This window comes from Methylobacillus sp. DLP286 (assembly GCF_056636515.1).
On the sequence record NZ_CM153145.1, the window covers coordinates 1971237 to 1993158 of the forward strand.

Below are 21922 nucleotides of genomic sequence, written 5' to 3' on the forward strand. Positions count from 1 at the left end.
GCTCAGGATTCGGGTGTTCATCTGCATGCCGCCTATACTTTGGCCAGCTCGGCGCGCAATGCGCTGATGACAGTGTCGTAACGGTTGGGATCGGTGTCCTTGCCTGCGCCGAACACGGCAGAGCCTGCCACGAACGTATCGGCACCAGCGCGGGCGATATCGGCAATATTGGCAGGGTTCACGCCGCCGTCGATTTCCAGCCAGATTTCACGGCCGGTCTTTTCAGTGTAGGCGTCGATACGCGCACGTGCCTCGCGCAGCTTGTCCAGCGTGCAGGGAATGAACTTCTGGCCGCCGAAGCCGGGATTCACGGACATCAGCAACACCATGTCGACCTTGTCCATGACGTAGTCCAGATAGGACAGCGGAGTTGCCGGATTGAACACCAGGCCGGACTTACAGCCCTGGTCGCGGATCAGGGACAGGCTGCGGTCGATATGGTCGGAAGCTTCCGGGTGGAAAGTGATGATGTTGGCGCCCGCCTTGGCGAAATCGGGGATGATGCGGTCAACCGGCTTCACCATCAGGTGCACGTCGATGATGGCGTCGGTCACCGGGCGAATCGCCTCGCAGACCAATGGGCCGATGGTCAGGTTGGGAACATAATGGTTGTCCATCACGTCAAAGTGGACAATATCCGCGCCGGAAGTGATCACATCGGTGATTTCCTGGCCCAGCTTGGCAAAGTTGGCGGAAAGGATACTAGGGGCAATTCTGAATGGTTTGGCCATGATATTGAGGTTGTATAGCGTAAAAAATGCTTATTTTAACTGAAAATGTGTCAACGCACCCGGCATCAGCAACGCTTATTGCAAAATCCATACTGGAATCAGGCTTATACTAGGATACAAGGCGCTTCAGCACCATGGCGACCGGAAAGTTCGGCACCAATATTTCGCCCGCTAATGAACAGCTTAATTCAACGCCGTCAAATGAGAGTATGATAGCGGCCTGCCGGGCATGCAATGCATCAGCTTAATTGCTTGAAATTGTTGCTCAAGTTGCCGCGATACAGGAAAATTGCAGGATGCATTTATTTACAGTCGGCGTTAATCACACGACCGCACCAGTTTCCATACGTGAGAACGTCGCTTTCCAGAACGAGCATCTCGGCGGCGCGCTGCGCGACCTGAACTCTTACGGCATCCGCGAAGCCGCCATCCTGTCTACCTGCAACCGCACCGAACTCTATTGCAACACCGACAACCCGCAAAAAGCCCTGGAATGGCTGGCGGGTTACCATCAGCTGCAACCGCAGGCCATTGCTCCCTACATGTATACCCTGCCCCAGGAAGACGCCGTCAAGCACGCCTTCCGCGTGGCCTCCGGACTCGACTCCATGGTGCTGGGCGAAGCCCAGATCCTGGGCCAGATGAAGCAGGCAGTCCGCATTGCAGAAAACGCCGGCACGCTGGGCACCCTGCTGCACAAGCTGTTCCAGCGCACCTTCTCGGTTGCCAAGGAAGTGCGTACTAACACCAATATCGGCGCCAATTCGGTTTCGCTGGCCGCCGCCAGCACCCGTCTTGCGCAGCGCATTTTCGGCGCGCTCAACAACCAGCACGTGCTGTTCATTGGCGCAGGCGAGATGATAGAGCTCTGCGCCGAGCACTTTGCCGCGCATCGGCCCTTGTCGCTAACGGTGGCCAACCGCACGCTGGAGCGCGGCCAGGAGCTCGCTGCCAGCATCGGCGGCAACAGCATGCTGCTGGCCGACCTGCCCGACCGCCTGGCGGAATTCGATATCGTCATCACTTCCACCGCCAGCCAATTGCCCATCGTAGGCCTGGGCATGGTGGAACGCGCCATCCGCGCCCGCAAGCACAAGCCCATGTTCATGGTGGACCTGGCGGTCCCGCGCGACATAGAATCAGAAGCGGGCGAACTCGACGACGTGTTCCTTTACACCGTGGACGACCTCGCGCAAGTGGTGCAGGAAGGCCTGGAGAACAGGCAGGAAGCCGCCGCGGAAGCCGAGGCCATCATCGACATGCGCGTGGACAATTTCATGCAGTGGCTGAAAACCCGCAGCGCGGTACCGACCATCCGCGCATTGCGCGAGCAGGCAGAGCGCCACCGCCTGAGCGAGCTGGAAAAAGCGCGCAAACTGCTGGCCCGCGGGGACGACCCGGCGCAGGTGCTGGACGCGTTGAGCAACGCGCTTACCAACAAGCTGCTGCACGGGCCCAGCCACGCGCTCAACAATGTCAGCGGCGAAGACCGCGACCAACTTGAAGCCATGCTGCGCCAGCTGTACCAGATTCACCATTAATCCAACCCTGACATTCAACCTTTACTGTTCCAATTTTCCCAGCAATGAAACCTTCAATGATTAAAAAGCTCGCCACCTTGAGCGAGCGCCTGGACGAACTGAACCGCCTGCTGTCGAGCGAGGATGCGACCAACGACATCGACAACTATCGCAAGATCACGCGCGAACACGCCGAGATCACGCCTATCGTCGAGCAATTCCGCGCCTACGAGCAAGCCGGCAACGACATCAAGGAAGCCCAGGCCATGCTCTCCGACCCGGAGATGAAGGAGTTCGCACAGGAAGAGCTCGAAGCCGGCAAGCAGAGGCTCGCGGATATTGCCGAGGAGCTGCAAAAACTCCTGCTGCCCAAGGACCCCAACGACGAACGCAACATTTTCCTGGAAATCCGCGCCGGCACCGGCGGCGATGAATCCGCCCTGTTCGCGGGCGACCTGTTCCGCATGTATTCACGCTACGCGGAACGCCAGCGCTGGAAAGTCGAGATCGTATCCGCCAGCGAGTCCGAAGTGGGCGGCTACAAGGAAATCATCGCCAAGATCGAGGGGCTCGGCGCATACTCCAGGCTCAAGTTCGAGTCGGGCGGCCACCGCGTGCAACGTGTACCGGAAACCGAGACCCAGGGCCGCATCCACACATCAGCCTGTACCGTGGCGGTATTGCCGGAAGTGGACGAGGTCAGCGACGTCACCATCAACCCGGCGGACATCCGTATCGACACTTTCCGCGCCTCGGGCGCGGGCGGACAGCACATCAACAAGACCGATTCCGCAGTCCGCATCACCCACTTCCCCACCGGCATCGTAGTGGAATGCCAGGACGGCCGCAGCCAGCACTCCAACAAGGCCCAGGCGATGCAAGTGCTTGCCGCCCGCATCAAGGCCAAGCAAGTGGACGAACAGCAAAGCAAGATCGCGAGCGAGCGCCGCAGCCTGATCGGTTCCGGCGACCGCAGTGAGCGCATACGTACCTACAACTATCCGCAAGGCCGCATCACCGACCACCGCATCAACCTGACGCTGTACAAGATCGACGCCATCACCGAAGGCGACATGGACGAACTGATCAATGCCCTGGCGGCAGAACACCAGGCCGACCTGCTCGCCACCCTGGGCGAGGACGCCTGATTTCATGGCCGCCAGTCTGCGTACTATTGCCCTGTTTGAGGCCAGCAAGGGGGTATTGGTATTGGGTGCATCGCTCGCCTTGTTCCGCTTCATCAACACGGACTGGCAGGCGTATGCGGAAACCCTGGTTCGCCACTTGCACCTCAACCCTGCCAACCATTACCCGCGCATCCTGTTGCACTGGGCCGGCAATATCACCGAGCCCAGGCTGATGGCCTTGGCATTCGGCGCCATATTCTATGCCGCCGTCCGCCTGCTGGAAGCCTACGGCTTATGGCTGGGCCGGCACTGGGCCGTTATCCTCGGCATAGCCAGCGCGGGCCTTTACCTGCCCTTCGAGATACTGGAACTGCTCGCGCATTTCAGCTGGCTTGGGTTCGGAGTGTTTGCCGCCAATATAGTGATCGTGGCCATTCTCTGGCGCCATCATCGCTAGCCAGCCCAGCCATGGCCAAGCTCAAGAGCCTCATCTCCTGCGCCGCCAACCGCCTGCAGCAAGCCAGCGGCCTAGGCCAGACTGAGGCGCGCATTGAAATCCGCGCCCTCATGCAGCACAGCCTGGGCGGTGTAAACCATGCCTGGCTGATTGCGCATGGCGACGACACGGTGACAGACGCGCTTCGCGTCCGGTTTGAATCCCTGCTTGCCCGGCGCATCCAGGGCGAGCCCGTTGCCCACATCCTGGGCAGGCGCGAATTCTACGGCCGCGATTTCGCGGTAACGCCAGATACCCTGATCCCGCGGCCCGATACCGAAATCTTGGTGGAAACCGCCCTTGACCGCATCCCGCCTGACCAGGCATGCGAGATTCTCGACATGGGCACCGGCACGGGGGCGATCGGCATTACGCTGGCGCTCGAACGGCCGCACGCCAAGGTCACAATACTAGATTATTCGGAAGCCGCCCTCGCCATTGCCAGGGAGAATGCCCGACAATTATCCGCGCACAATGTCGCAGCGCTACATAGCGACTGGTTCAGCGCCGTGCAAGGCCAGCGCTTCAACCTCATCGTCAGCAATCCGCCCTATATCGAAACCGCTGACCCACATTTACAACAAGGCGACCTGCGCTTTGAACCCATCACAGCACTGGCATCGGGCATGGATGGCCTGGACGACATCCGCAGGATTGTTGCCCATGCGCCTATGCACTTGAAACCTTCAGGCTGGCTCATCATCGAGCACGGTTACAACCAAGGCGAAGCCGTACGATCGATTTTCAGCGGGCACTATTTTGCCAATGTACACACTGTGCAGGACCTTGCCGGGCATGACCGCGTGACGCTTGGCCAACTAACCTGACAACTTTTTTTCAAGCCTTGCGCTTGCGCAGGCTGATCATCATCACCCCGACCAGCACCAGCGCCGACCCCAGCAACTGGATCAGCGACAATTGCTCGCCGAGGAAGACATATGCCAGGTAAATCGTCGCCACCGGCCCAAGCGCGCCTATCATCGATGTCTGCATCGAGCCTATCCGCTTCATGGCGGCCGCCAAGGCAAATGCCGGCAACACGGTGGAAAAAATCGCCATATTCGCCGTCAAGACGTAAACCCGGCCTGATTGCCGCAACGCATCTAATGGATGCGTCAGCAGGAACTGGACTATGCAGGCCAGGCAAGCCACCGTCATTGCATAGGCCGTGAAACGCATGGCCCCGATGCGGGCAATGGTATGCCCAGCTCCGACCAGGTAGACCGCATAGGCGAACGCGCTGGCAAACACCAAGCTGCCGCCCAGGAACAGGCCATCGCCATTCAGGCTGAAATCATGCACGAACACCAGCACAATGCCGGCATAGCTCAGCAAGAGCGCAACCATCACCGTCCTGCCGATACGCTCGCGAAACACGAGCGCGCTGATGAGCACCACCATGGTCGGATAGAGGAACAGGATCAGGCGCTCCAGACCGGCGCCGATGTATTGCAGGCCGAGAAAGTCCAGGAAGCTCGCGAGATAATAGCCGACGAAGCCCAATACCAGCACCGCAAGCCAATCGCGCCCCTGCATCGCTGCTGCTTTTTCCTGCCCGTAGAACATGGCAACGATGAAGAACGGCACGGAGAATGCCATGCGCAAGGCCAGCAGCGTCACCGCATCGACAGGCTCGACATAGGCCAGCTTGACGAAAATCGCCTTGGCAGAAAAACCGATCGCCGACACCAACGCAAACAACACGCCCAATGCCTGCTGACGCGAGGAAAAGAATTTTGCAAGAAACGGATGCATAAGGAAAACCAGAAGAACCTGTACCAATCATCTAAAAACACAGGCCTTGTCACGGGAAGACGGCAACAACGGGACAAGGCCCGCATCGCAATCTGAAGATCAACAACTCAATGTAATGATCCGACGCGCCGGGCAATGGCAGGCAGCCGCCACAGTCGCAGAATCAGCAGAAGATTGAAGGCATTCATGATGCTTGCTACTTTAGGCGATGGCAGAGCTGCTGTCTACAGCGCATTGCCGGCAGCCATCAGGTAATGCTGCTTCAGGCGCATGTAATGCTGGGCCGAATACATGAAATGGGCGATTTCCTTTTCCGTCAGCGGCCTGATCTTTTTCGCCGGGCTGCCCAGGTAGAGGAATCCGCTTTCCAGCACCTTGCCTTCCGGCACCAGGCTGCCTGCGCCGAGCAATACGTGCTTTTGTACGACAACCTTGTCCATGACGACGCTGCCCATGCCGATCAGGCATTCGTCCTCCAGCGTGCAACCATGCAGGATCACCTTGTGCCCCACCGTCACATTGGCCCCCACGACCAAGGGGCAGCCCTCCGGCTCCCAGCTGGATTTATGGCTGACATGGAGGATGGAGCCGTCCTGGATATTGCTGCCCTCGCCGATGCGGATATGGTTGACGTCGCCGCGAACCACGGTGCCCGGCCATACCGAGGCATGGTCGCCCAACGCCACATCCCCAATGATCACGGCAGAAGGATGGATGTAAACCTCCCTCCCGATTTGCGGCGAGATGCCCTGATAAGCGGCAAGCACAGAACCCGCTTGCGGGGTATGATAGGCTGACATAAGCCATAGTATAATCCCATCCATGCAAGATTCTTCATCCGTCGGCATCGTCGCCCCGCAAACCGCCCATTTCCAGCAACCGCTCACCCTGAAAAGCGGCGAAGCGCTACCCGCATTCGACATCGTCTACGAAACCTACGGCACACTGAACAGCAGCAAATCCAATGCCGTGCTGATCTGCCACGCGCTGTCAGGCAACCATCATGCGGCAGGCAAGCACAAGGAAGACGACAAGCACCCCGGGTGGTGGGATAACCTCATCGGCCCCGGCCGGCCGCTGGATACCAACAAGTTCTTCGTCATTGCGCTCAACAACCTGGGCGGATGCCACGGCAGCACCGGCCCGGCTAGCATCAACCCGGCCACCGGCAAGCCATGGGGCTCGAAATTTCCCATGCTGACGGTAGAGGACTGGGTCAAGTCGCAAGCCCTGCTGCTCGACCAGCTCGGCATTACGCAGCTGGCCGCCGTCGTCGGCGGCAGCCTGGGCGGGATGCAGGCCATGCAATGGACGCTGGATTTCCCCGAGCGCGTACGCCATGCGCTGGTAATCGCCTCCGCCCCCAACCTCACGGCGCAGAACGTGGCTTTCAACGAGGTCGCGCGCCAGGCCATCATGACCGACCCAGAATTCCATAACGGCGATTATTACGAACACAACGTGGTGCCCAATCGCGGCCTGCGTATTGCACGCATGCTCGGCCACATCACCTATCTTTCCGATGATGCCATGGGCGCAAAATTCGGCCGCAAGCTACGCAATGGCAGCCTGAAGTACAACTTCGAGGTAGAGTTCGAGATGGAATCCTACCTGCGCTACCAGGGCGACAAGTTTGCCACCGCGTTCGACGCCAACAGCTACCTGCGCATGACCAAGGCGCTCGATTACTTCGACCCGGCCTTTGCGCATGGCGGCGACCTCAGTCTGGCGCTCGCCAAGGCCAAGGCGGACTTCCTGGTCGTGTCGTTCACCAGTGACTGGCGCTTCTCGCCTGCCCGTTCGCGCGAGATCGTCAAGGCCCTGCTGGACAACGAATTGAGCGTCAGCTATGCGGAAGTCACCGCCGCGCATGGGCATGACGCATTCCTGATGCCCGACCCGCACTACCACCAGATTCTGCGCGCCTATCTCGCCAAAATCGATACAGGAGCCAGCTCATGAGTACAACGGAAATTGTGAGAGAAGCAGAAAATCGTCATGACTTTGCGTTAATCGCAAAATGGATACAGCCCCAGTCCAAGGTACTAGACCTGGGTTGCGGCAACGGTTCCCTATTGTCCTTCCTGCGCGAGAAGCTTGAAGTCAAGGGCTACGGCGTGGACAAGGACGACAATAACGTGCTCGCCTGCATCGGGCATGGCGTGAATGTGATCCAGATGGACCTTGAAGCCGGACTGGCGGGCTTTGACTCCCTGTCGTTCGACTACGTCATCCTATCCCAGACCCTGCAGGCCATGGTCAACACCGAGGGCGTGCTGCGCGAAATGCTGCGCGTGGGCAAGCAGGGCATCATCACCTTCCCCAATTTCGGCTACTGGCGCCACCGCATCCAGCTCATGGCGGGACATATGCCGGTATCGGACAATATCCCGCACCAGTGGTACAACACGCCCAACCTCCACCTGTGCACCATCGACGACTTCGAGGCGCTGTGCGCGAAGATGAATATCCGCATCACCGACCGTATTGTCATCAACGAAGGCGATACCGTCAGCTTCATGCCCAACCTGCTGGGCAGCCTGGCCATCTACCGTTTTGAACAGGCTGGCTGGCCGATTAGTTATTGAATCCCAATCCTGAGTTACAGATTCAAAACCAGAGACGCACCAAGCCAAGCACGCCAAACAACAACACGGTCAGCCCACTGATACGCCGGATCCATAGCTGCTGCAACCACGCCTTTAGGCGCACTGCAGCCATGCCCATCGCCAGCAGGGTGGGCAATGTTCCCATCCCAAAAGCCAGCATCAGCAATCCGCCTTGCACCGGACTGCCTGTCGCCAGAGCGGCAATCAGCACGCTATAGACGAGTCCGCAAGGCAGCCAGCCCCAGATCGCGCCCAGCATGCCCGCCTGGGCAATATTGCGTACCGGCAGCCAACGCTTGCTGAACGGCTGCAGCCGCTTCCACAACACCGCGCCAATACGCTCCAAGGCAATCACGCCATGCCAGAGATTGGCAAGGTACAGGCCCAGCAAAATCAATATGATATTCGCCAGTGCATACAGCACCTTGCCGACCGGCAGGAGGTGTTGCAGAAAGAAACTGCTGGCCCCTACGGCCCCGGCAATCGCCCCGGCGACGCCGTAGCTGCCGATGCGCCCGAGGTTATAGGCCAGCAGCAAGCGCCATTGCGGGCGGCTGCCCGGCATGCTCATACTTACCGCACCCACGATGCCGCCGCACATGCCCGCGCAATGCCCGCCGCCCAACAGGCCGACCAGCAGGGCAGCGAAGAGGCTGAGTTCAGGCATGCGGCTCCCAGCCCCTGAAGCGCCGGATCATGAGCAAACCGGGTATGGCAAGCACGGTGCACAAGAGGAAGAACATGGTCCAGCCCATTTCCCCCGCCATCCATCCCGTCGGCGTGGAGAGAATCACGCGCGGCACGCCCATGAGGCTGGACAGCAAGGCATACTGGGTTGCCGTGAATCGCCTGTCGGTCATGGCGCCCATGAAGCCGACGAAAGCAGCGGTGCCCAGGCCGCCGGTAAAGTTTTCCACCGCGATGACGCCGGTCAGCATGGGCAGGTTGTATCCCACCTGCGCCAGCAGCACAAAGCCGAAAGTCGATGCCATTTGCAGGAAGCCGAACAGCCAGAGGGAACGATACAGGCCGATGCGCAATATCCAGATGCCGCCCAGGGTGCCGCCTATCAGCGTAGCCCAGAAGCCGAACAGTTTGGCGATAGCGCCGATCTCGCTCTTGCTGAAACCCAGGTCGAGATAGAACGGCACATTGATGGCAGAAGCCAGGGTATCGCCCAGCTTGTAGAGCAGGATGAAGGCCAGGATGGTGATGGCCTCTGGCCGCTTGAAGAATTCCAGGAACGGCTCCACCACGGCTTCGCGCAAGGTGCGTGGGCTGCCTGCCGCCTCTCTGGGCTCGGGCGAGAACAGCGTCACCAGGATGCACAAGCCCATGAACAGGGCCATCAGCTGGTACATCTTGGGGAACGTCAGCAGGTCGGCGAGGATCAGGCCGCCGCCGCCCGCGAGCAGCATGCCGACGCGGTAGCCGTTGACGAACATGGCGGAACCCAGGCCCAGCTCCTGGTCCGACAGGCTTTCACGGCGATAGGCATCAATGACGATATCCTGCGACGCCGAGAAAAAGGTCACCAGCAATGCAGCGAGCGCCACGCCCCACAAGCTGCTGGCCGGGTCGCTCATACTCAAGGCCAGCAAGGCGAACACCAACGCCAATTGACTCAGAGCCAGCCAGCCGCGCCGCCGCCCGAACAGCGGGATGGTGTAACGGTCGAACAGCGGCGCCCATAGGAACTTGAGCGTATACGGCAGGCCTATCATCGCCGCTGCGCCTATCATGGCGAGATCGACGCCTGACTCCTTGAGCCAGGCCTGCATGGTGGAACCGGTCAGGAGCAGGGGCAATCCCGACGCGAACCCCATCATCAGCGCCACCAGCATGCGCCCGCTTACCACGGCCTTGAGGGTAGCCCCCCAGCCTTGCTTGATCATTTTGTATCCTGACTTGTCGTGACTACCGGTAATCAACAGTAAGCGGCGCATGGTCGCTGAAGCGCGCATCCTTGTATATCGAGGCGCTTACCGCCCGGGCCGCCAATGCCGGCGTCGCTACTTGGTAATCGATACGCCACCCGACATTCTTCGCCCACGCCTGCCCGCGGTTGCTCCACCAGGTGTAGCAGGCATCGGTGGTATCCGGATGCAGCAAGCGGTAAACATCCACCCAGCCGATGCGGCCGAACAAATCCGTGAGCCAGGCGCGCTCTTCCGGCAGGAAGCCCGAGTTCTTGCGGTTGCCGCGCCAATTCTTGAGATCGGCCTCCTGGTGGGCGATATTCCAGTCGCCGCAGATGACGACGTCGCGGCCATCGCGGATCAATGACTCTAGGTGCGGCATGAATCGCTCCATGACGCTGAATTTGAATGCCTGCCGCTCTTCCCCGCTGGAACCGGAAGGCAGGTAAAGCGACACTACGCTCAGGTTGCCGTAGCGCGCCTCCAGGTAGCGGCCTTCGCTATCGATATCGGCAATGCCCAGGCCCACGATCACCGCATCGGCCTTCTGCCGCGAGTAAATGCCCACACCGCTGTATCCTTTCTTGTCGGCGTAATGGAAATAGCCGTAATAACCTTCGGGTTGCAGCATTTCCGCCGTCATGTCGGCTTCCTGCGCCTTCAGCTCCTGCAAGCAGACGATATCGGCCTGCTGTTGCTGCATCCACGGATAAAAGCCTTTGCTGGCAGCGGAACGGATGCCATTGAGATTCAGGGATATAATACGCAACACTACAACCTTTCTTCACTCATCATGTCAGATTCAACGCAAGATTTTATCCAATTCGCCATCCAAAAGCAGGTATTACGTTTCGGCGAGTTCACCACCAAGGCCGGACGTCTCAGCCCCTACTTCTTCAATGCGGGCCTGTTCAACGACGGCGAAAGCCTGATGCGCCTGGGCGAATTCTACGCCGCCGCCATCGTGCGCTCCGGCGTGCAGTTCGACATGCTGTTCGGGCCGGCCTACAAGGGCATCACCCTGGCCGCCAGCATCGTGATCGCCCTGGCAAGGCAAGGCCGCAACGTGCCTTATGCCTTCAACCGCAAGGAAGCCAAGGACCATGGCGAAGGCGGCACCATTGTAGGCGCTTCCCTGCAAGGCAGGGTGCTGATTGTGGACGACGTGATCTCGGCCGGCACCTCGGTGCGCGAATCGGTCAACATCATCACCGCCAGCGGCGCCACGCCGTGCGGCGTCGCGATTGCGCTCGACCGCCAGGAGCGCGGCCTGGGCGCGCTATCAGCCGTGCAGGAAGTCGAGCAGCAGCACCAATTGCCCGTGATCAGCATCGCCAACCTGCGTGACCTGATCGAGTACCTGGACCAAAGCAGCGAGTTGGCAGCATACCGCCCTGCCATTGCCGCATACCGCAGCGCATATGGTGTTGAATAGATTAAGCGCAGCTAACAAAACTCTCCTGGCATTGTTGCGCTGCCTTGCCGTACGACTTGTACTGCCTGCGGCAGCGCGGCTGGCCAGGACCGCTGCGCTGGGTTTTGTTAACCGCTCTAAGTAAAGCCTCGGCGGCATATGCTAATTCATAGCTTTCCTCCAGCCGTCACCCCAGCTTGCCGGGTATTGATACTGGGCTCCATGCCCGGCAAACGGTCACTGGAAATGCAGGCTTACTACGCCCATCCGCAGAACCTGTTCTGGCCGTTCATCGCCCATATCTTCAACATTCCGCCCGAGACCGGATACCATGAAAGGTTAAGGCTGCTGAACCAGCAGCATATCGGCATATGGGATGTGCTCAAGGAGTGCATACGCATCAGCAGCCTGGACGGCGACATCGAGGAAGCCTCCATCGTCGCCAATGATTTCAGCGCCCTGTTTGCGCAGTTTCCCCACATCCGCCACATTTTTTTCAACGGCAGCAAGGCCGAGCAGGCGTTTCGCCGCCATGTGCTCAAGCGGCAAATAATTCCGGCCCACCTGCATTACCACAGGCTGCCTTCCACCAGCCCTGCCAATGCCTCGATCAAGAAGGAACACAAGCTTGCGCAGTGGCAGCAGATCACTGCCGTGATCTCCGACTGAAGAATTCCCATGTTTTGGCAAAGGGTATAATCCGGCGCAAAATCATGCGATAGTTAGCAAAAAATAATTACGATTATTCCACAAGGGAGGAAAGGCATGATACGCAGATTGCATCTGCCTGCGAATGTCATGGCATACCTGCTATTGACGCTGAACGCCAGCACAGTATGGGCAGCTACGGAATCCAAGCAGCCCAGCGGCAAGATCATGAAGTGGGTGGACGAGCAAGGCACTACCCATTATGGAGATACCCTGCCACCGCAATATTCGGGCAAGGAAAGCAATATCAGCCCGCGCGGCATGCCGCAAACCGACACGGCAAACAGCGCAGCATCAGCCCCCCCCGGTAAAGATAGCGAACAAGCCAGGCGGGACAGGACCTTGCAGGCAGTCTACAGCTCGGAGCAAGAGATCGACCTCGCCCGCGACCGCAACCTGCAAATGGACCAGGCCATGCTGGAAGGACTGGAACAGCGCAAGCTCAGCGTCACGGCGCGCCTGCAGGAACTCAAGAATCTAGAAGCCGGCTACATCAAGCGCGGTCAGCCGGTGCCGAAGGACTTCAAGAAGGATTTCAAGGCCGCCTTGCTCGACATCGGCAAGATAGATGAGCAAATCGCAGAGCGCAAACACCATATGGAGACCATGCGCTTGCGCTTCGAAAACGACAAGAAGCGTTTTATTGAATTGAAGACAGGCGTACCGGCTGGCGAGGGCGCCAGCCCGGCACACTAAACCTAGATTGCGTTAGCCTGCGAGCTTGCGCTTGAGGATTTCATTGACCTGGGCAGGGTTCGCCTTGCCCTTGGAAGCCTTCATGGTTTGGCCCACCAAGGCGTTGAACGCCTTTTCCTTGCCGGCGCGGAATTCCTCCACCATGGCGGCGTTGGCGGCCAGCACCTCGTCCACGATAGCCTCGATCGCACCGCTATCGGTCACCTGCTTCAGGCCCTTGCGCTCGATGATGGCGTCCGCGTCGCCTTCGCCTGCCCACATCGCCTCGAATACATCCTTGGCGATCTTGCTGGAGATGGTGTTATCGGCAATCCGCTTCAGCAAGCCTGCAAGCAGGACCGGCGATACGGGCGCATCGGCAATCTCGCGGCCTTCTTCGTTCAGCTTGGCACTCACGCCGCCCATCACCCAGTTGGCTACCAGCTTGGCTTCGCCGCCGAACTCGGTCAATGCCGCAGTGAAGTAATCCGCCACGCCGCGCGAAGCGGTCAGTGCAGAGGCATCGTAGGCCGACAAGCCGTGGTCGCGCTCGAAGCGCGCCTTCATTGCCGATGGCAATTCAGGCAAGGTACCGCGGATGGCGTCGATGTCTTCAGCCGAGATCGCCAACGGCAACAGGTCGGGATCGGGGAAATAGCGGTAGTCGTTGGCTTCTTCCTTGCTGCGCATGGCGCGGGTCTCGCCGGTATCGGGGTTGAACAGCACCGTCGCCTGCTCGATCTTGCCGCCGTCTTCCAGCGTTTCGATCTGCCAGCGGGTTTCGTACTCGATCGCCTGCTGCATGAAGCGGAAGGAGTTGAGGTTCTTGATCTCGCGGCGCGTGCCTAACTTTTCCTCTCCCTTGCGGCGCACGGAAACGTTGACGTCGCAGCGGAAACTGCCTTCCTGCATATTGCCGTCGCAGATATTGATCCACTGCACCAGCTCGTGCAGCTTGCGCGCATAGGCCACGGCCTCGGCGGCGGAACGCATGTCCGGCTCGGTGACGATTTCCAGCAAGGGCGTCCCCGCACGGTTGAGGTCGATGCCGGATTGGCCCGGGCTCGCGCCATGCACGGACTTGCCTGCGTCTTCCTCAAGATGGGCACGCGTGATGTTGACGGTTTTCTCGCTATCGCCGACCTGGATCGTCAGCGAACCCTTGCCGACCACCGGCAGTTCATACTGGCTGATCTGGTAGCCCTTGGGCAGGTCGGGGTAGAAGTAATTCTTGCGCGCAAACACCGAACGCGGCGCAATCTCGGCATTCACCGCCAGGCCGAAGCGGATGGCGCATTGCACGGCCTCCCTGTTGAGCACGGGCAATACGCCGGGCAAGGCGATGTCGACCACGTTGGCCTGGGTATTGGGCTCCGCGCCGAACGCAGTGCTGCTGCCGGAGAAAATCTTGGATTTGGTATTGAGCTGGACGTGCGTCTCCAGCCCGATGACGACTTCCCAACTACTCATTATGCAATTCCTTCCGGCATGCGGATGTGCCAGTCTGTGACTTGTTGATAGGCATGCCCGGCATTGAGCATGCGCGCTTCGTCGAAATAGTTGCCGATGATCTGCAGGCCCACGGGCAGCTCCGTGCCGTCTGCAGCAGGCGCAAAACCGGCAGGGATGCTCATGCCCGGCAACCCGGCGAGGTTGACGGCGATGGTATAGATATCCTGCAGGTACATCGCGACCGGGTCATCCGCCTTCTCGCCGGACTTGAACGCGGTGGAAGGCGCCGTCGGGCCCAGGATCAGGTCGCATTGCTCGAAGGCGCGCGCAAAATCCTCGGCGATCAGCCGGCGTATCTGCTGCGCCTTGAGGTAGTAGGCGTCGTAGTAGCCCGCGCTCAGCACATAAGTGCCGATCAGGATGCGGCGCTTCACCTCCGCGCCAAAGCCTTCCGCGCGGCTCTTGCAGTACATGTCCATGAGGTCGTCGTACTCGGCGGCACGGTGGCCGAAACGCACGCCGTCATAGCGCGACAGGTTGCTGGAGGCCTCGGCCGGTGCGAGCACGTAATAGACAGGGATGGACAGCATGGTATTGGGTAGGCTGACCTCGACGATCTCCGCGCCCAGCTTGCGGTATTCGTCCACCGCCGCCTCGATCACCTTCGCCACGCCGGCGTCCAGGCCTTCCGCGAAATATTCCTTGGGCAAGCCTATCCTGAGGCCTGCCAGCGACTTGCCCAGCTCGCGGGTATAGTCTTCCTTCTCGCGCTGCAGGCTGGTGGAATCCCGCTCGTCGAAACCGGTCATCACATTCATCATCAGCGCCATGTCCTCGGACGAATGCGCCATGGGGCCGGCCTGGTCCAGGCTGGAGGCAAACGCGATCATGCCGTAGCGGGAAGCCAGGCCGTAGGTAGGCTTGAGGCCGGAAAGGCCGCACAATGACGCGGGCTGGCGAATCGAGCCGCCGGTATCCGTACCTGTCGCCGCAGCGCAGAGGCGCGCCGCCACCGCAGCCGCGCTGCCGCCAGAACTGCCGCCCGGGACCCGCGTCCTGTCCCACGGGTTCTGCACCTTGCCGAAATAGGAAGTCTCGTTGGAAGAACCCATCGCGAACTCGTCCATATTGGTCTTGCCCAGGTTGACGGCGCCGGCGGCATTGAAGCGCTCGACGACGCCTGCGTCGTAAGGGGCAATAAAGGTTTCCAGCATCTTGGAGCCACAGGTGGTCTTCCAGCCCTTGGCACAGAAAATGTCTTTCTGCGCGACCGGGATGCCGGTCAACGGACCTGCGTCGCCATGGGCGATACGCTGGTCGGCCGCCTTGGCCTGGGCCAGGCTCAACTCGGGATTGACTGTGATATAGGCATTGATCTCGGGGTTGAGACGCGCGATGCGGTTGAGGTATTCCTGCGTCAGCTCGACACTGGAAATCTCCCTGCTGGCCAGCATGCCGGCCAGGTGCTTCAAACTATGATTGATCATGACAGGACTTATTCGATGACTTTGGGAACAAGGTAGAGGCCGTTCTCGACGGCAGGCGCGATGGATTGCAGCAATTCTCGCTGGTCGCTTTCGGTGACCACGTCCTCGCGCAGGCGCTGGGTCACGTCCTGAGAGTGGGACATGGGGGCGATGCCGCTGGTATCCACCGCCTGCATTTCCTCGATCAGGCCAAGAATTCCGGAAAGCTTGACCAGGGTCGCTTCGGCCTCTTCCTCGCTGACGGCGATCCGCGCCAGGTGCGCGATCCTTTTGACGTCATGTGTGTTGAGTGACATTTATCCAATCCAAATCTTAAATTTCTAGGAGATATCAGGTATTATACCTTGATTTTACGCACATCTTCAGCCGCGACATAAGGCCCACACAGCCTGCGGCAGCTCGTCAGGATACAAATAATGTTCGGTCTTTTAAACAGTTACTTTTCTAACGATCTCGCCATTGACCTTGGCACAGCAAACACCCTGATTTACGTACGTGGCAAGGGTATCGTCCTCGACGAGCCATCCGTGGTGGCGATTCGCCAGGAAGGCGGCCCCACCGGCAAGAAAACCTTGCTGGCGGTCGGCCTGGAAGCCAAGCGCATGCTGGGCCGCGCGCCGGCCAACATCACGGCGATCCGCCCGATGAAGGATGGCGTGATTGCCGATTTCACCATCACCGAGCAGATGCTCAAGTACTTTATCCGCAAGATTCACGAATCCCGCCTGTTCAGCCCCAATCCCCGCATCATTATCTGTGTTCCCGTCGGCTCCACCCAGGTGGAGCGCCGCGCGATCAAGGAATCTGCCGAGATGGCCGGCGCGCGCCAGGTTTACTTGATCGAGGAACCGATGGCGGCGGCGATCGGCGCCAACATGCCGGTCGCGGAAGCCACAGGCTCCATGGTGGTGGACATCGGCGGCGGCACCACCGAGGTCGGCGTGATCTCGCTGGGCGGCATTGTCTATGCGAAATCCGAGCGCGTCGGCGGCGACAAGTTCGACCAGGCTATCATCGACTACATCCGCCGCAATTACGGCATGCAGATTTCCGAACCTACTGCGGAATTGATCAAGAAGCAGATCGGCTCCGCATTCCCAGGCTCCGAGGTGCTTGAGCTGGAAGTGACCGGCCGCAACCTGGCTGAAGGTCTGCCGCGCAAGTTCACCATCTCCAGCAATGAAATCCTCGAGGCATTGACCGAACCGCTCAACGCGATTGTCGGCGCAGTGAAGTCGGCATTGGAGCAAACGCCGCCTGAGCTCGGCGCCGACATCGCCGAAAAGGGCATGGTGCTGACCGGCGGCGGCGCATTGCTGCGCGACCTCGACCGCCTGCTGCTGGAAGAAACCGGCCTTCCAGTGATCGTGGCGGAAGATCCATTGAGCTGTGTCGCCCGCGGCTGTGGCCGTGCGCTGGAAGAAATGGACAAGCTGGGCAATGTGTTTGCCTACGAGTAAATTGCGTTATCATGAGAACAGAATCAGGCCATGTCACGATGGCCTGTTTTTTATCATCAGGAGCTTCGCAGGTTCCGGAACATCACTAGCACACTAGACCAGACAACCATCACACATTCCTCATGCCACGCGCCTTAGAACACCAACACCACACTGGCTTCTTTGTTCGCGGCCCGAGCCCTACGGCGCGCTTATTCTTCTTCTCCGTGCTTTCCCTGGTATTGATTGCCACGGACGCACGACTGAACTACCTTGTGGAAGTCCGCCAGGGATTCATCGCGCTGCTGCATCCCTTGCAGATCATTGCCAACGCACCGCTCAATCTCGCCCAGGATGTGAGCGCATACCTGCATACGCAGACCACGCTCACCGAAGAGAACACCCGCTTGCGCCACCAGGCCCTGGAACATGCAGCGGAACTGCAGCGATTCAAGGCGCTGGCGTCTGAAAACGAGCGCCTGCGCAGCTTGCTGGGAGCCGCCCAGCTTTCCAGCCAGCCAGCCCGCCTCGCCGAGATATTACATATGGGGCGCGATCCATTCAGCCACAAAGTCGTCGTCAACCTGGGATCGCGCCAGAGCATCGTGGCAGGCCAAGCGGCAATTGATGAGAATGGCGTGATCGGGCAAGTCACGCGCGTTTACCCCTTCAGCAGCGAGGTAACGCTCATTACCGACAAGGAGCTCTCCATCCCAGTGCAGGTCGAGCGCAACGGCCTGCGTGCAATCGCATTCGGACAAGGCCGCAATGCCACGGTGGAATTGCCTTCGCTGCCAGCCAATGTCGATATCCGGGCAGGCGACAAGTTGGTCACCTCCGGCATTGACGGCATCTACCCTCCAGGACTCGCCGTCGCGGAAGTCGTCCAGGTGGATACCAATGCCGACTCGCCATTTGCCCATATTATCGGCAAGCCTCTTGCAGGCATCGAACACCACAGGCAGCTCCTGTTGGTCAGCATACCCCAGGCCGAACGCCCGGCGGACAGCAATACAGTGAAGGCCAAGCCTGCCCCCAAAAAAACAACGCCGCCAAAACGCCATGTCAACAACTAGCTTCAAACCTGTATACCTGTCGTTGCTGCTGGCATTGATACTGCAAATCCTGCCATGGTCCGGCAGCCTGCTGACGGTACGTCCCGAGTTCCTCCTGGTGACCGTACTGTACTGGACCCTGAGGGCGCCGCATCTGTGCAACATCGGCACCGCCTGGTTTGCAGGATTGCTCATGGACCTGATCTCGGGCGGACTGTTTGGTCAGTTTGCACTCGCCTACTCCATCACGTCGTATTTCGCAGTGGCTTATCAGCGACGCCTGGCATTGTTCAATATCTGGCAGCAAGCCGGTTATGTATTCCTATTATTGCTATTTACCCAAGTCATTACGCTCGTGCTCAAGCTGTTCGCAGGCGGAGAACTGCCAGGCTGGCAATATTTCCTGCCCAGCGTCAGCGGCATCCTGCTTTGGCAGTTCGTCATCTTCTCGCGCCTTCGTATCGACAGCCGCTCCAACCAGGCCTGATCCCTGCCCATGAGATCCCGCCGTTCAGAACTCAAGAACTACCAGAAGGAGCAGCACGATTTCCGTGCGCGGCTGGCGGCCGGCGCATTGCTGGTCATCACGTGCTTCGGCATCCTCATCGGCCGCTTCGTCTACCTGCAATACGCGAAGTACGACCATTACCAGACCATGGCCGAGAACAACCGCATTTCTCTGGTTCCCATCGTGCCCAACCGCGGGCTGATCCTGGACCGGAACGGGGTGGTGCTGGCGCAGAACTCCTTTGTGTACACATTGGAAATCACGCCGGCCAAGGTCGCCAACACCGTGGAAGAAACCATCGATGAACTGGCGAAACTGATCGAAGTCAGCACCAATGACCGCAAGCGCTTCAAGAAGCTGCGCGCCCAGACCCATAGTTTCGAGAGCGTGCCCATCCGTACGCACCTCAATGAGGATGAAGCAGCCAAGATCGCCGTCCATCGCTTCCGCCTCCCGGGAGTGGAGATCCGCTCCCGCCTGTTCCGCCAATATCCGCAAGGCAAGTCAGGCTCCCACATCATCGGCTACATAGGCCGCATCAACGACCGCGACCTGGAGAACCTCAAGGAGTCCGGCGACCTCTCGAACTACAAGGGCTCGGACCATATCGGCAAGAGCGGCTTGGAGCAGTATTACGAGTCGCAGCTGCACGGCATCACCGGTTTCCAGCAAGTGGAAATCGACGCGGGCGGCCATGCAGTGCGCGTGCTATCCAGCACCCCGCCCATCCCGGGCAATAACCTGATCCTCTCCGTGGACAGCAAATTGCAGCGCATCGCCGAAGAAGCGTTCGGCGACTACCGCGGCGCCCTGGTGGCGATCGAGCCCAGCACGGGGGAAGTGCTCGCATACGTCAGCCAGCCCGGTTACGACCCCAATCTTTTCGTCGACGGCATCGATAGCGAAAGCTGGAAAGAACTCAACGAATCGCTGGACAAGCCCTTGATCAACCGTCCGTTACGCGGCGTCTACCCTCCGGGTTCCACCTTCAAGCCGTTCGTCGCCATGGCCGGGCTCGAAGCGGGAAAACGCGCACCCCCGTTCAGCATCAGCGACCCGGGCTTTTTCACATTGCCGGGCAATACACACCGTTACCGCGACTGGAAGCCCAGCGGCCATGGCACCGTGGATATGCGCAAGGCCATTGCGGTCTCCTGCGACACGTTCTTTTACGGGCTGGCCATGGAGCTGGGCATAGAAAGGCTCGCTTCGTTCGTCAGCCACTTCGGCTTCGGCAAGCCGTCCGGCATCGACATCAAGGGTGAGATGAGCGGCCTGCTGCCGACCCCGGAATGGAAAGGCCGGCGCTTCAAGCAGAAATGGTTCCCGGGCGAAACCGTGATTGTCGGCATCGGCCAGGGTTATATGCTCGCGACCCCCATGCAATTGGCGCAGGCAACCGCCATTCTCGCCAACAACGGCAAGGCCATGAAGCCGCACCTGGTCGCTGCGATCCAGGAGAGCAAGGGCGGCCATGTCCACTCCATTTCGCCCGAAGTCGTCGACCAGGTTGCGCTCAACCCGAAAAATATCGAGATCGTGAAACAAGGCATGATGGACGTCACCCTGCCGGGCGGTACCGCGGCACGGCTGGGAGCCGACAGCCAATACCTCATGGCATCCAAGACCGGCACTGCCCAGGTGGTCGGGATCAAGCAGAATGAGAAGTACAATGAAAGCAGGATGCACGAGCGGCACCTGGACCACGCGTTGTTCATCACCTACGCACCGGCGGAAGACCCCAAGATCGCGATTGCCGTGATCGTGGAAAACGGCCGCCATGGCGGCTCCACCGCCGGGCCGATCGCGCGGCGCGTGATGGATTACTACTTGCTGGGCAAGGAGCCCCCATCGGAAAAACCAGCCGTGGAAGATGCCAGCGTGGGCGCGCCCGTCACTCCGGAGGCCCACAGCCATGATGAGTAAATTGATGAAACGCCTGGTGAAGCATATCGACGGCTTCCTGATGAGCTGCCTGATCGTCACCATCGTGCTTGCCCTGTGCGTCCTCTATAGCGCTTCCGGGCAGAGCATGAGCAAGATCAGCAACCAGCTGGTCAACATCACGGTAGCGCTCAGCCTGATGTGGATCGCCGCCAATATCTCCCCCCAGATACTGGAACGTATCGCCTTGCCCGCCTATGTGCTGGGCGTGCTGCTGCTGATCAGCGTTGCGCTATTCGGCGAGATCAGCCACGGCGCCAGGCGCTGGCTGCATATCGGCGTCGCCAAGATACAGCCTTCGGAACTGATGAAAATCGCCGTGCCCATGCTGCTGGCCTGGTATTTTTCCCGCCGCGAATCAGCCGCAACGTTCAAGGACCATGTCATTGGCGCCGTGCTGCTTGCGATCCCGGTCGGCCTGATCATGAAGCAGCCCGACCTCGGCACCTCGCTGATGATCGCCGCCTCCGGCTTCTATGTCCTGTTCCTGGCCGGCTTGAGCTGGCGCATCCTGATCGGCGCGGCGGTCAGCGTGGCCGTCATGGCCCCCATTCTCTGGTCCATGCTGCATGATTACCAGCGGCGGCGCATTGAAATCCTTTTCGATCCGTACCAGGACCCATTAGGCGCCGGCTACCATACCATCCAGGCCAGCATTGCGCTCGGCTCCGGCGGCCTCGCCGGCAAGGGCTGGCTCAACGGCACCCAGTCGCAGCTCGATTTCCTGCCAGAACGCACCACCGACTTCATTTTCGCGGTGTTCGGCGAAGAGTTCGGCCTGCTCGGCAACGTCTTGCTGATCCTGCTGTTCACCGTCATCATCGGCCGCGGCCTCGTGATCGCGGCACAGGCGCAAGGCACGTTCAGCCGCTTGCTGGCAGGCAGCATTACATTGACCTTCTTCACTTATGTGTTTGTCAACATCGGCATGGTCAGCGGCATCCTGCCGGTAGTGGGCGTGCCCTTACCGCTCATCAGCTACGGCGGCACCTCTTTGGTCACCTTGCTGGTCGGTTTTGGCATACTCATGAGTATTCATACGCACAAAAAGCTTGTTACCTCTTAGGAAAGAAAGGAGCGAGA

At 59.6% G+C, this 21922-nt stretch carries 23 protein-coding genes; 14 read left to right on the top strand and 9 right to left on the bottom strand.

From position 1 onward, the window contains the following. Nucleotides 1-32: 32 nt before the first annotated feature. A complete protein-coding gene (rpe, locus tag ACWXTG_RS09470) occupies nt 33-731 on the bottom strand; it encodes a ribulose-phosphate 3-epimerase (protein WP_480219713.1) in 699 nt (232 codons plus the stop codon). A 296-nt stretch (nt 732-1027) separates the two neighbouring features. Between rpe and hemA the strand changes: the two genes are divergently transcribed. Genes hemA through prmC form a run of 4 tightly spaced genes read left to right on the top strand, consistent with a single transcriptional unit; the run spans nt 1028 to nt 4701 of the window. Then, nucleotides 1028-2272: a glutamyl-tRNA reductase gene (hemA, locus tag ACWXTG_RS09475; RefSeq protein ID WP_480219714.1), complete on the top strand. Its 1245-nt coding sequence runs from the start codon at nt 1028-1030 to the stop codon at nt 2270-2272. A 44-nt stretch (nt 2273-2316) separates the two neighbouring features. After that, nucleotides 2317-3399: a peptide chain release factor 1 gene (gene prfA, locus ACWXTG_RS09480; protein ID WP_480219715.1), complete on the top strand. Its 1083-nt coding sequence runs from the start codon at nt 2317-2319 to the stop codon at nt 3397-3399. A 4-nt stretch (nt 3400-3403) separates the two neighbouring features. Further along, a complete protein-coding gene (locus ACWXTG_RS09485) occupies nt 3404-3835 on the top strand; it encodes a DUF2127 domain-containing protein (protein ID WP_407996146.1) in 432 nt (143 codons plus the stop codon). Between the two features lie 11 nt (nt 3836-3846). Beyond that, on the top strand, nt 3847-4701 hold the full coding sequence (gene prmC / locus ACWXTG_RS09490) for a peptide chain release factor N(5)-glutamine methyltransferase (protein ID WP_407996147.1): 855 nt from the start codon (nt 3847-3849) through the stop codon (nt 4699-4701). A gap of 10 nt (nt 4702-4711) precedes the next feature. On the opposite strand, the gene ACWXTG_RS09495 is transcribed toward prmC, so the two are convergent. Together ACWXTG_RS09495 and ACWXTG_RS09500 are read right to left on the bottom strand one after the other, a co-directional pair. Then, entirely contained in the window at nt 4712-5629 is a 918-nt protein-coding gene (locus ACWXTG_RS09495) for a DMT family transporter (RefSeq protein WP_407996148.1), read from the bottom strand. A gap of 224 nt (nt 5630-5853) precedes the next feature. After that, a complete protein-coding gene (locus ACWXTG_RS09500) occupies nt 5854-6429 on the bottom strand; it encodes a gamma carbonic anhydrase family protein (RefSeq protein WP_407996149.1) in 576 nt (191 codons plus the stop codon). A gap of 22 nt (nt 6430-6451) precedes the next feature. Here ACWXTG_RS09500 and metX point away from each other — a divergent pair, with 22 nt between their 5' ends. After that, nucleotides 6452-7591, top strand: a complete 1140-nt coding sequence (gene metX / locus ACWXTG_RS09505) for a homoserine O-succinyltransferase MetX (protein ID WP_407996150.1) — start codon at nt 6452-6454, stop codon at nt 7589-7591. Further along, a complete protein-coding gene (gene metW, locus ACWXTG_RS09510; protein ID WP_309565725.1) occupies nt 7588-8217 on the top strand; it encodes a methionine biosynthesis protein MetW in 630 nt (209 codons plus the stop codon). Before metX ends, metW begins: the two co-directional genes overlap by 4 nt. Before the next feature lie 22 nt (nt 8218-8239). On the opposite strand, the gene ACWXTG_RS09515 is transcribed toward metW, so the two are convergent. The 3 genes from ACWXTG_RS09515 to ACWXTG_RS09525 are packed head-to-tail and all read right to left on the bottom strand — an operon-like array spanning nt 8240 to nt 10926. Continuing rightward, on the bottom strand, nt 8240-8905 hold the full coding sequence (locus ACWXTG_RS09515) for a sulfite exporter TauE/SafE family protein (protein WP_407996151.1): 666 nt from the start codon (nt 8903-8905) through the stop codon (nt 8240-8242). Next, on the bottom strand, nt 8898-10133 hold the full coding sequence (locus ACWXTG_RS09520) for an AmpG family muropeptide MFS transporter (RefSeq protein ID WP_407996152.1): 1236 nt from the start codon (nt 10131-10133) through the stop codon (nt 8898-8900). The genes ACWXTG_RS09515 and ACWXTG_RS09520 overlap by 8 nt, the downstream gene beginning before the upstream one ends. A 22-nt stretch (nt 10134-10155) precedes the next feature. Then, a complete protein-coding gene (locus tag ACWXTG_RS09525; protein WP_407996153.1) occupies nt 10156-10926 on the bottom strand; it encodes an exodeoxyribonuclease III in 771 nt (256 codons plus the stop codon). A 24-nt stretch (nt 10927-10950) separates the two neighbouring features. Here ACWXTG_RS09525 and pyrE point away from each other — a divergent pair, with 24 nt between their 5' ends. The 3 genes from pyrE to ACWXTG_RS09540 all read left to right on the top strand — a co-directional run bounded on the left by pyrE (nt 10951) and on the right by ACWXTG_RS09540 (nt 12975). After that, nucleotides 10951-11592, top strand: a complete 642-nt coding sequence (gene pyrE, locus ACWXTG_RS09530) for an orotate phosphoribosyltransferase (RefSeq protein ID WP_407996154.1) — start codon at nt 10951-10953, stop codon at nt 11590-11592. Between the two features lie 138 nt (nt 11593-11730). Then, nucleotides 11731-12240: a DNA-deoxyinosine glycosylase gene (locus tag ACWXTG_RS09535; protein WP_480219716.1), complete on the top strand. Its 510-nt coding sequence runs from the start codon at nt 11731-11733 to the stop codon at nt 12238-12240. 96 nt (nt 12241-12336) lie between these two features. Continuing rightward, nucleotides 12337-12975, top strand: a complete 639-nt coding sequence (locus tag ACWXTG_RS09540) for a DUF4124 domain-containing protein (RefSeq protein WP_480219717.1) — start codon at nt 12337-12339, stop codon at nt 12973-12975. 12 nt (nt 12976-12987) lie between these two features. Here the strand turns inward: ACWXTG_RS09540 and gatB are convergent, their stop codons facing one another. From gatB to gatC, 3 genes are read right to left on the bottom strand one after another with little or no spacing between them, the layout of a single operon-like run. Beyond that, nucleotides 12988-14424, bottom strand: a complete 1437-nt coding sequence (gene gatB / locus ACWXTG_RS09545; protein WP_480219718.1) for an Asp-tRNA(Asn)/Glu-tRNA(Gln) amidotransferase subunit GatB — start codon at nt 14422-14424, stop codon at nt 12988-12990. Continuing rightward, nucleotides 14424-15893 (bottom strand): Asp-tRNA(Asn)/Glu-tRNA(Gln) amidotransferase subunit GatA, encoded by a 1470-nt coding sequence (gene gatA / locus ACWXTG_RS09550; protein WP_480219719.1) that lies wholly within the window; start codon nt 15891-15893, stop codon nt 14424-14426. Before gatA ends, gatB begins: the two co-directional genes overlap by 1 nt. 8 nt (nt 15894-15901) lie before the next feature. Continuing rightward, entirely contained in the window at nt 15902-16189 is a 288-nt protein-coding gene (gene gatC / locus ACWXTG_RS09555) for an Asp-tRNA(Asn)/Glu-tRNA(Gln) amidotransferase subunit GatC (RefSeq protein WP_309565734.1), read from the bottom strand. Nucleotides 16190-16309: 120 nt separating this feature from the next. Between gatC and ACWXTG_RS09560 the strand changes: the two genes are divergently transcribed. The 5 genes from ACWXTG_RS09560 to rodA all read left to right on the top strand — a co-directional run bounded on the left by ACWXTG_RS09560 (nt 16310) and on the right by rodA (nt 21905). Further along, complete coding sequence (locus ACWXTG_RS09560) at nt 16310-17353, top strand: rod shape-determining protein (protein WP_230342680.1); 1044 nt, start codon at nt 16310-16312, stop codon at nt 17351-17353. A 122-nt stretch (nt 17354-17475) separates the two neighbouring features. Beyond that, complete coding sequence (gene mreC / locus ACWXTG_RS09565) at nt 17476-18408, top strand: rod shape-determining protein MreC (protein ID WP_309565735.1); 933 nt, start codon at nt 17476-17478, stop codon at nt 18406-18408. Next, on the top strand, nt 18395-18874 hold the full coding sequence (mreD, locus tag ACWXTG_RS09570; RefSeq protein WP_309565736.1) for a rod shape-determining protein MreD: 480 nt from the start codon (nt 18395-18397) through the stop codon (nt 18872-18874). Before mreC ends, mreD begins: the two co-directional genes overlap by 14 nt. A 9-nt stretch (nt 18875-18883) precedes the next feature. Continuing rightward, nucleotides 18884-20821, top strand: coding sequence for a penicillin-binding protein 2 (mrdA, locus tag ACWXTG_RS09575; protein WP_480219720.1), 1938 nt, complete (start codon nt 18884-18886; stop codon nt 20819-20821). Then, nucleotides 20811-21905 carry a rod shape-determining protein RodA gene (rodA, locus tag ACWXTG_RS09580; RefSeq protein WP_480219721.1) on the top strand — a complete coding sequence of 365 codons (1095 nt, stop codon included), beginning with the start codon at nt 20811-20813 and terminating at the stop codon, nt 21903-21905. Before mrdA ends, rodA begins: the two co-directional genes overlap by 11 nt. Nucleotides 21906-21922: the final 17 nt, after the last annotated feature.

Excerpts from the sequence above, each read along its gene's own strand:
- ACWXTG_RS09520 (WP_407996152.1), bottom strand. The coding sequence starts at position 10,133 with ATGATCAAGCAAGGCTGGGGGGCTACCCTCAAGGCCGTGGTAAGCGGG.
- metW (WP_309565725.1), top strand. The coding sequence starts at position 7,588 with ATGAGTACAACGGAAATTGTGAGAGAAGCAGAAAATCGTCATGACTTT.
- prmC (WP_407996147.1), top strand. The coding sequence starts at position 3,847 with ATGGCCAAGCTCAAGAGCCTCATCTCCTGCGCCGCCAACCGCCTGCAG.
- ACWXTG_RS09540 (WP_480219717.1), top strand. The coding sequence starts at position 12,337 with ATGATACGCAGATTGCATCTGCCTGCGAATGTCATGGCATACCTGCTA.
- ACWXTG_RS09485 (WP_407996146.1), top strand. The coding sequence starts at position 3,404 with ATGGCCGCCAGTCTGCGTACTATTGCCCTGTTTGAGGCCAGCAAGGGG.
- ACWXTG_RS09535 (WP_480219716.1), top strand. The coding sequence starts at position 11,731 with ATGCTAATTCATAGCTTTCCTCCAGCCGTCACCCCAGCTTGCCGGGTA.
- mreD (WP_309565736.1), top strand. The coding sequence starts at position 18,395 with ATGTCAACAACTAGCTTCAAACCTGTATACCTGTCGTTGCTGCTGGCA.
- prfA (WP_480219715.1), top strand. The coding sequence starts at position 2,317 with ATGAAACCTTCAATGATTAAAAAGCTCGCCACCTTGAGCGAGCGCCTG.
- pyrE (WP_407996154.1), top strand. The coding sequence starts at position 10,951 with ATGTCAGATTCAACGCAAGATTTTATCCAATTCGCCATCCAAAAGCAG.
- hemA (WP_480219714.1), top strand. The coding sequence starts at position 1,028 with ATGCATTTATTTACAGTCGGCGTTAATCACACGACCGCACCAGTTTCC.
- mrdA (WP_480219720.1), top strand. The coding sequence starts at position 18,884 with ATGAGATCCCGCCGTTCAGAACTCAAGAACTACCAGAAGGAGCAGCAC.
- rodA (WP_480219721.1), top strand. The coding sequence starts at position 20,811 with ATGATGAGTAAATTGATGAAACGCCTGGTGAAGCATATCGACGGCTTC.
- ACWXTG_RS09495 (WP_407996148.1), bottom strand. The coding sequence starts at position 5,629 with ATGCATCCGTTTCTTGCAAAATTCTTTTCCTCGCGTCAGCAGGCATTG.
- gatA (WP_480219719.1), bottom strand. The coding sequence starts at position 15,893 with ATGATCAATCATAGTTTGAAGCACCTGGCCGGCATGCTGGCCAGCAGG.
- gatC (WP_309565734.1), bottom strand. The coding sequence starts at position 16,189 with ATGTCACTCAACACACATGACGTCAAAAGGATCGCGCACCTGGCGCGG.
- gatB (WP_480219718.1), bottom strand. The coding sequence starts at position 14,424 with ATGAGTAGTTGGGAAGTCGTCATCGGGCTGGAGACGCACGTCCAGCTC.
- metX (WP_407996150.1), top strand. The coding sequence starts at position 6,452 with ATGCAAGATTCTTCATCCGTCGGCATCGTCGCCCCGCAAACCGCCCAT.
- ACWXTG_RS09560 (WP_230342680.1), top strand. The coding sequence starts at position 16,310 with ATGTTCGGTCTTTTAAACAGTTACTTTTCTAACGATCTCGCCATTGAC.
- rpe (WP_480219713.1), bottom strand. The coding sequence starts at position 731 with ATGGCCAAACCATTCAGAATTGCCCCTAGTATCCTTTCCGCCAACTTT.
- mreC (WP_309565735.1), top strand. The coding sequence starts at position 17,476 with ATGCCACGCGCCTTAGAACACCAACACCACACTGGCTTCTTTGTTCGC.
- ACWXTG_RS09515 (WP_407996151.1), bottom strand. The coding sequence starts at position 8,905 with ATGCCTGAACTCAGCCTCTTCGCTGCCCTGCTGGTCGGCCTGTTGGGC.
- ACWXTG_RS09500 (WP_407996149.1), bottom strand. The coding sequence starts at position 6,429 with ATGTCAGCCTATCATACCCCGCAAGCGGGTTCTGTGCTTGCCGCTTAT.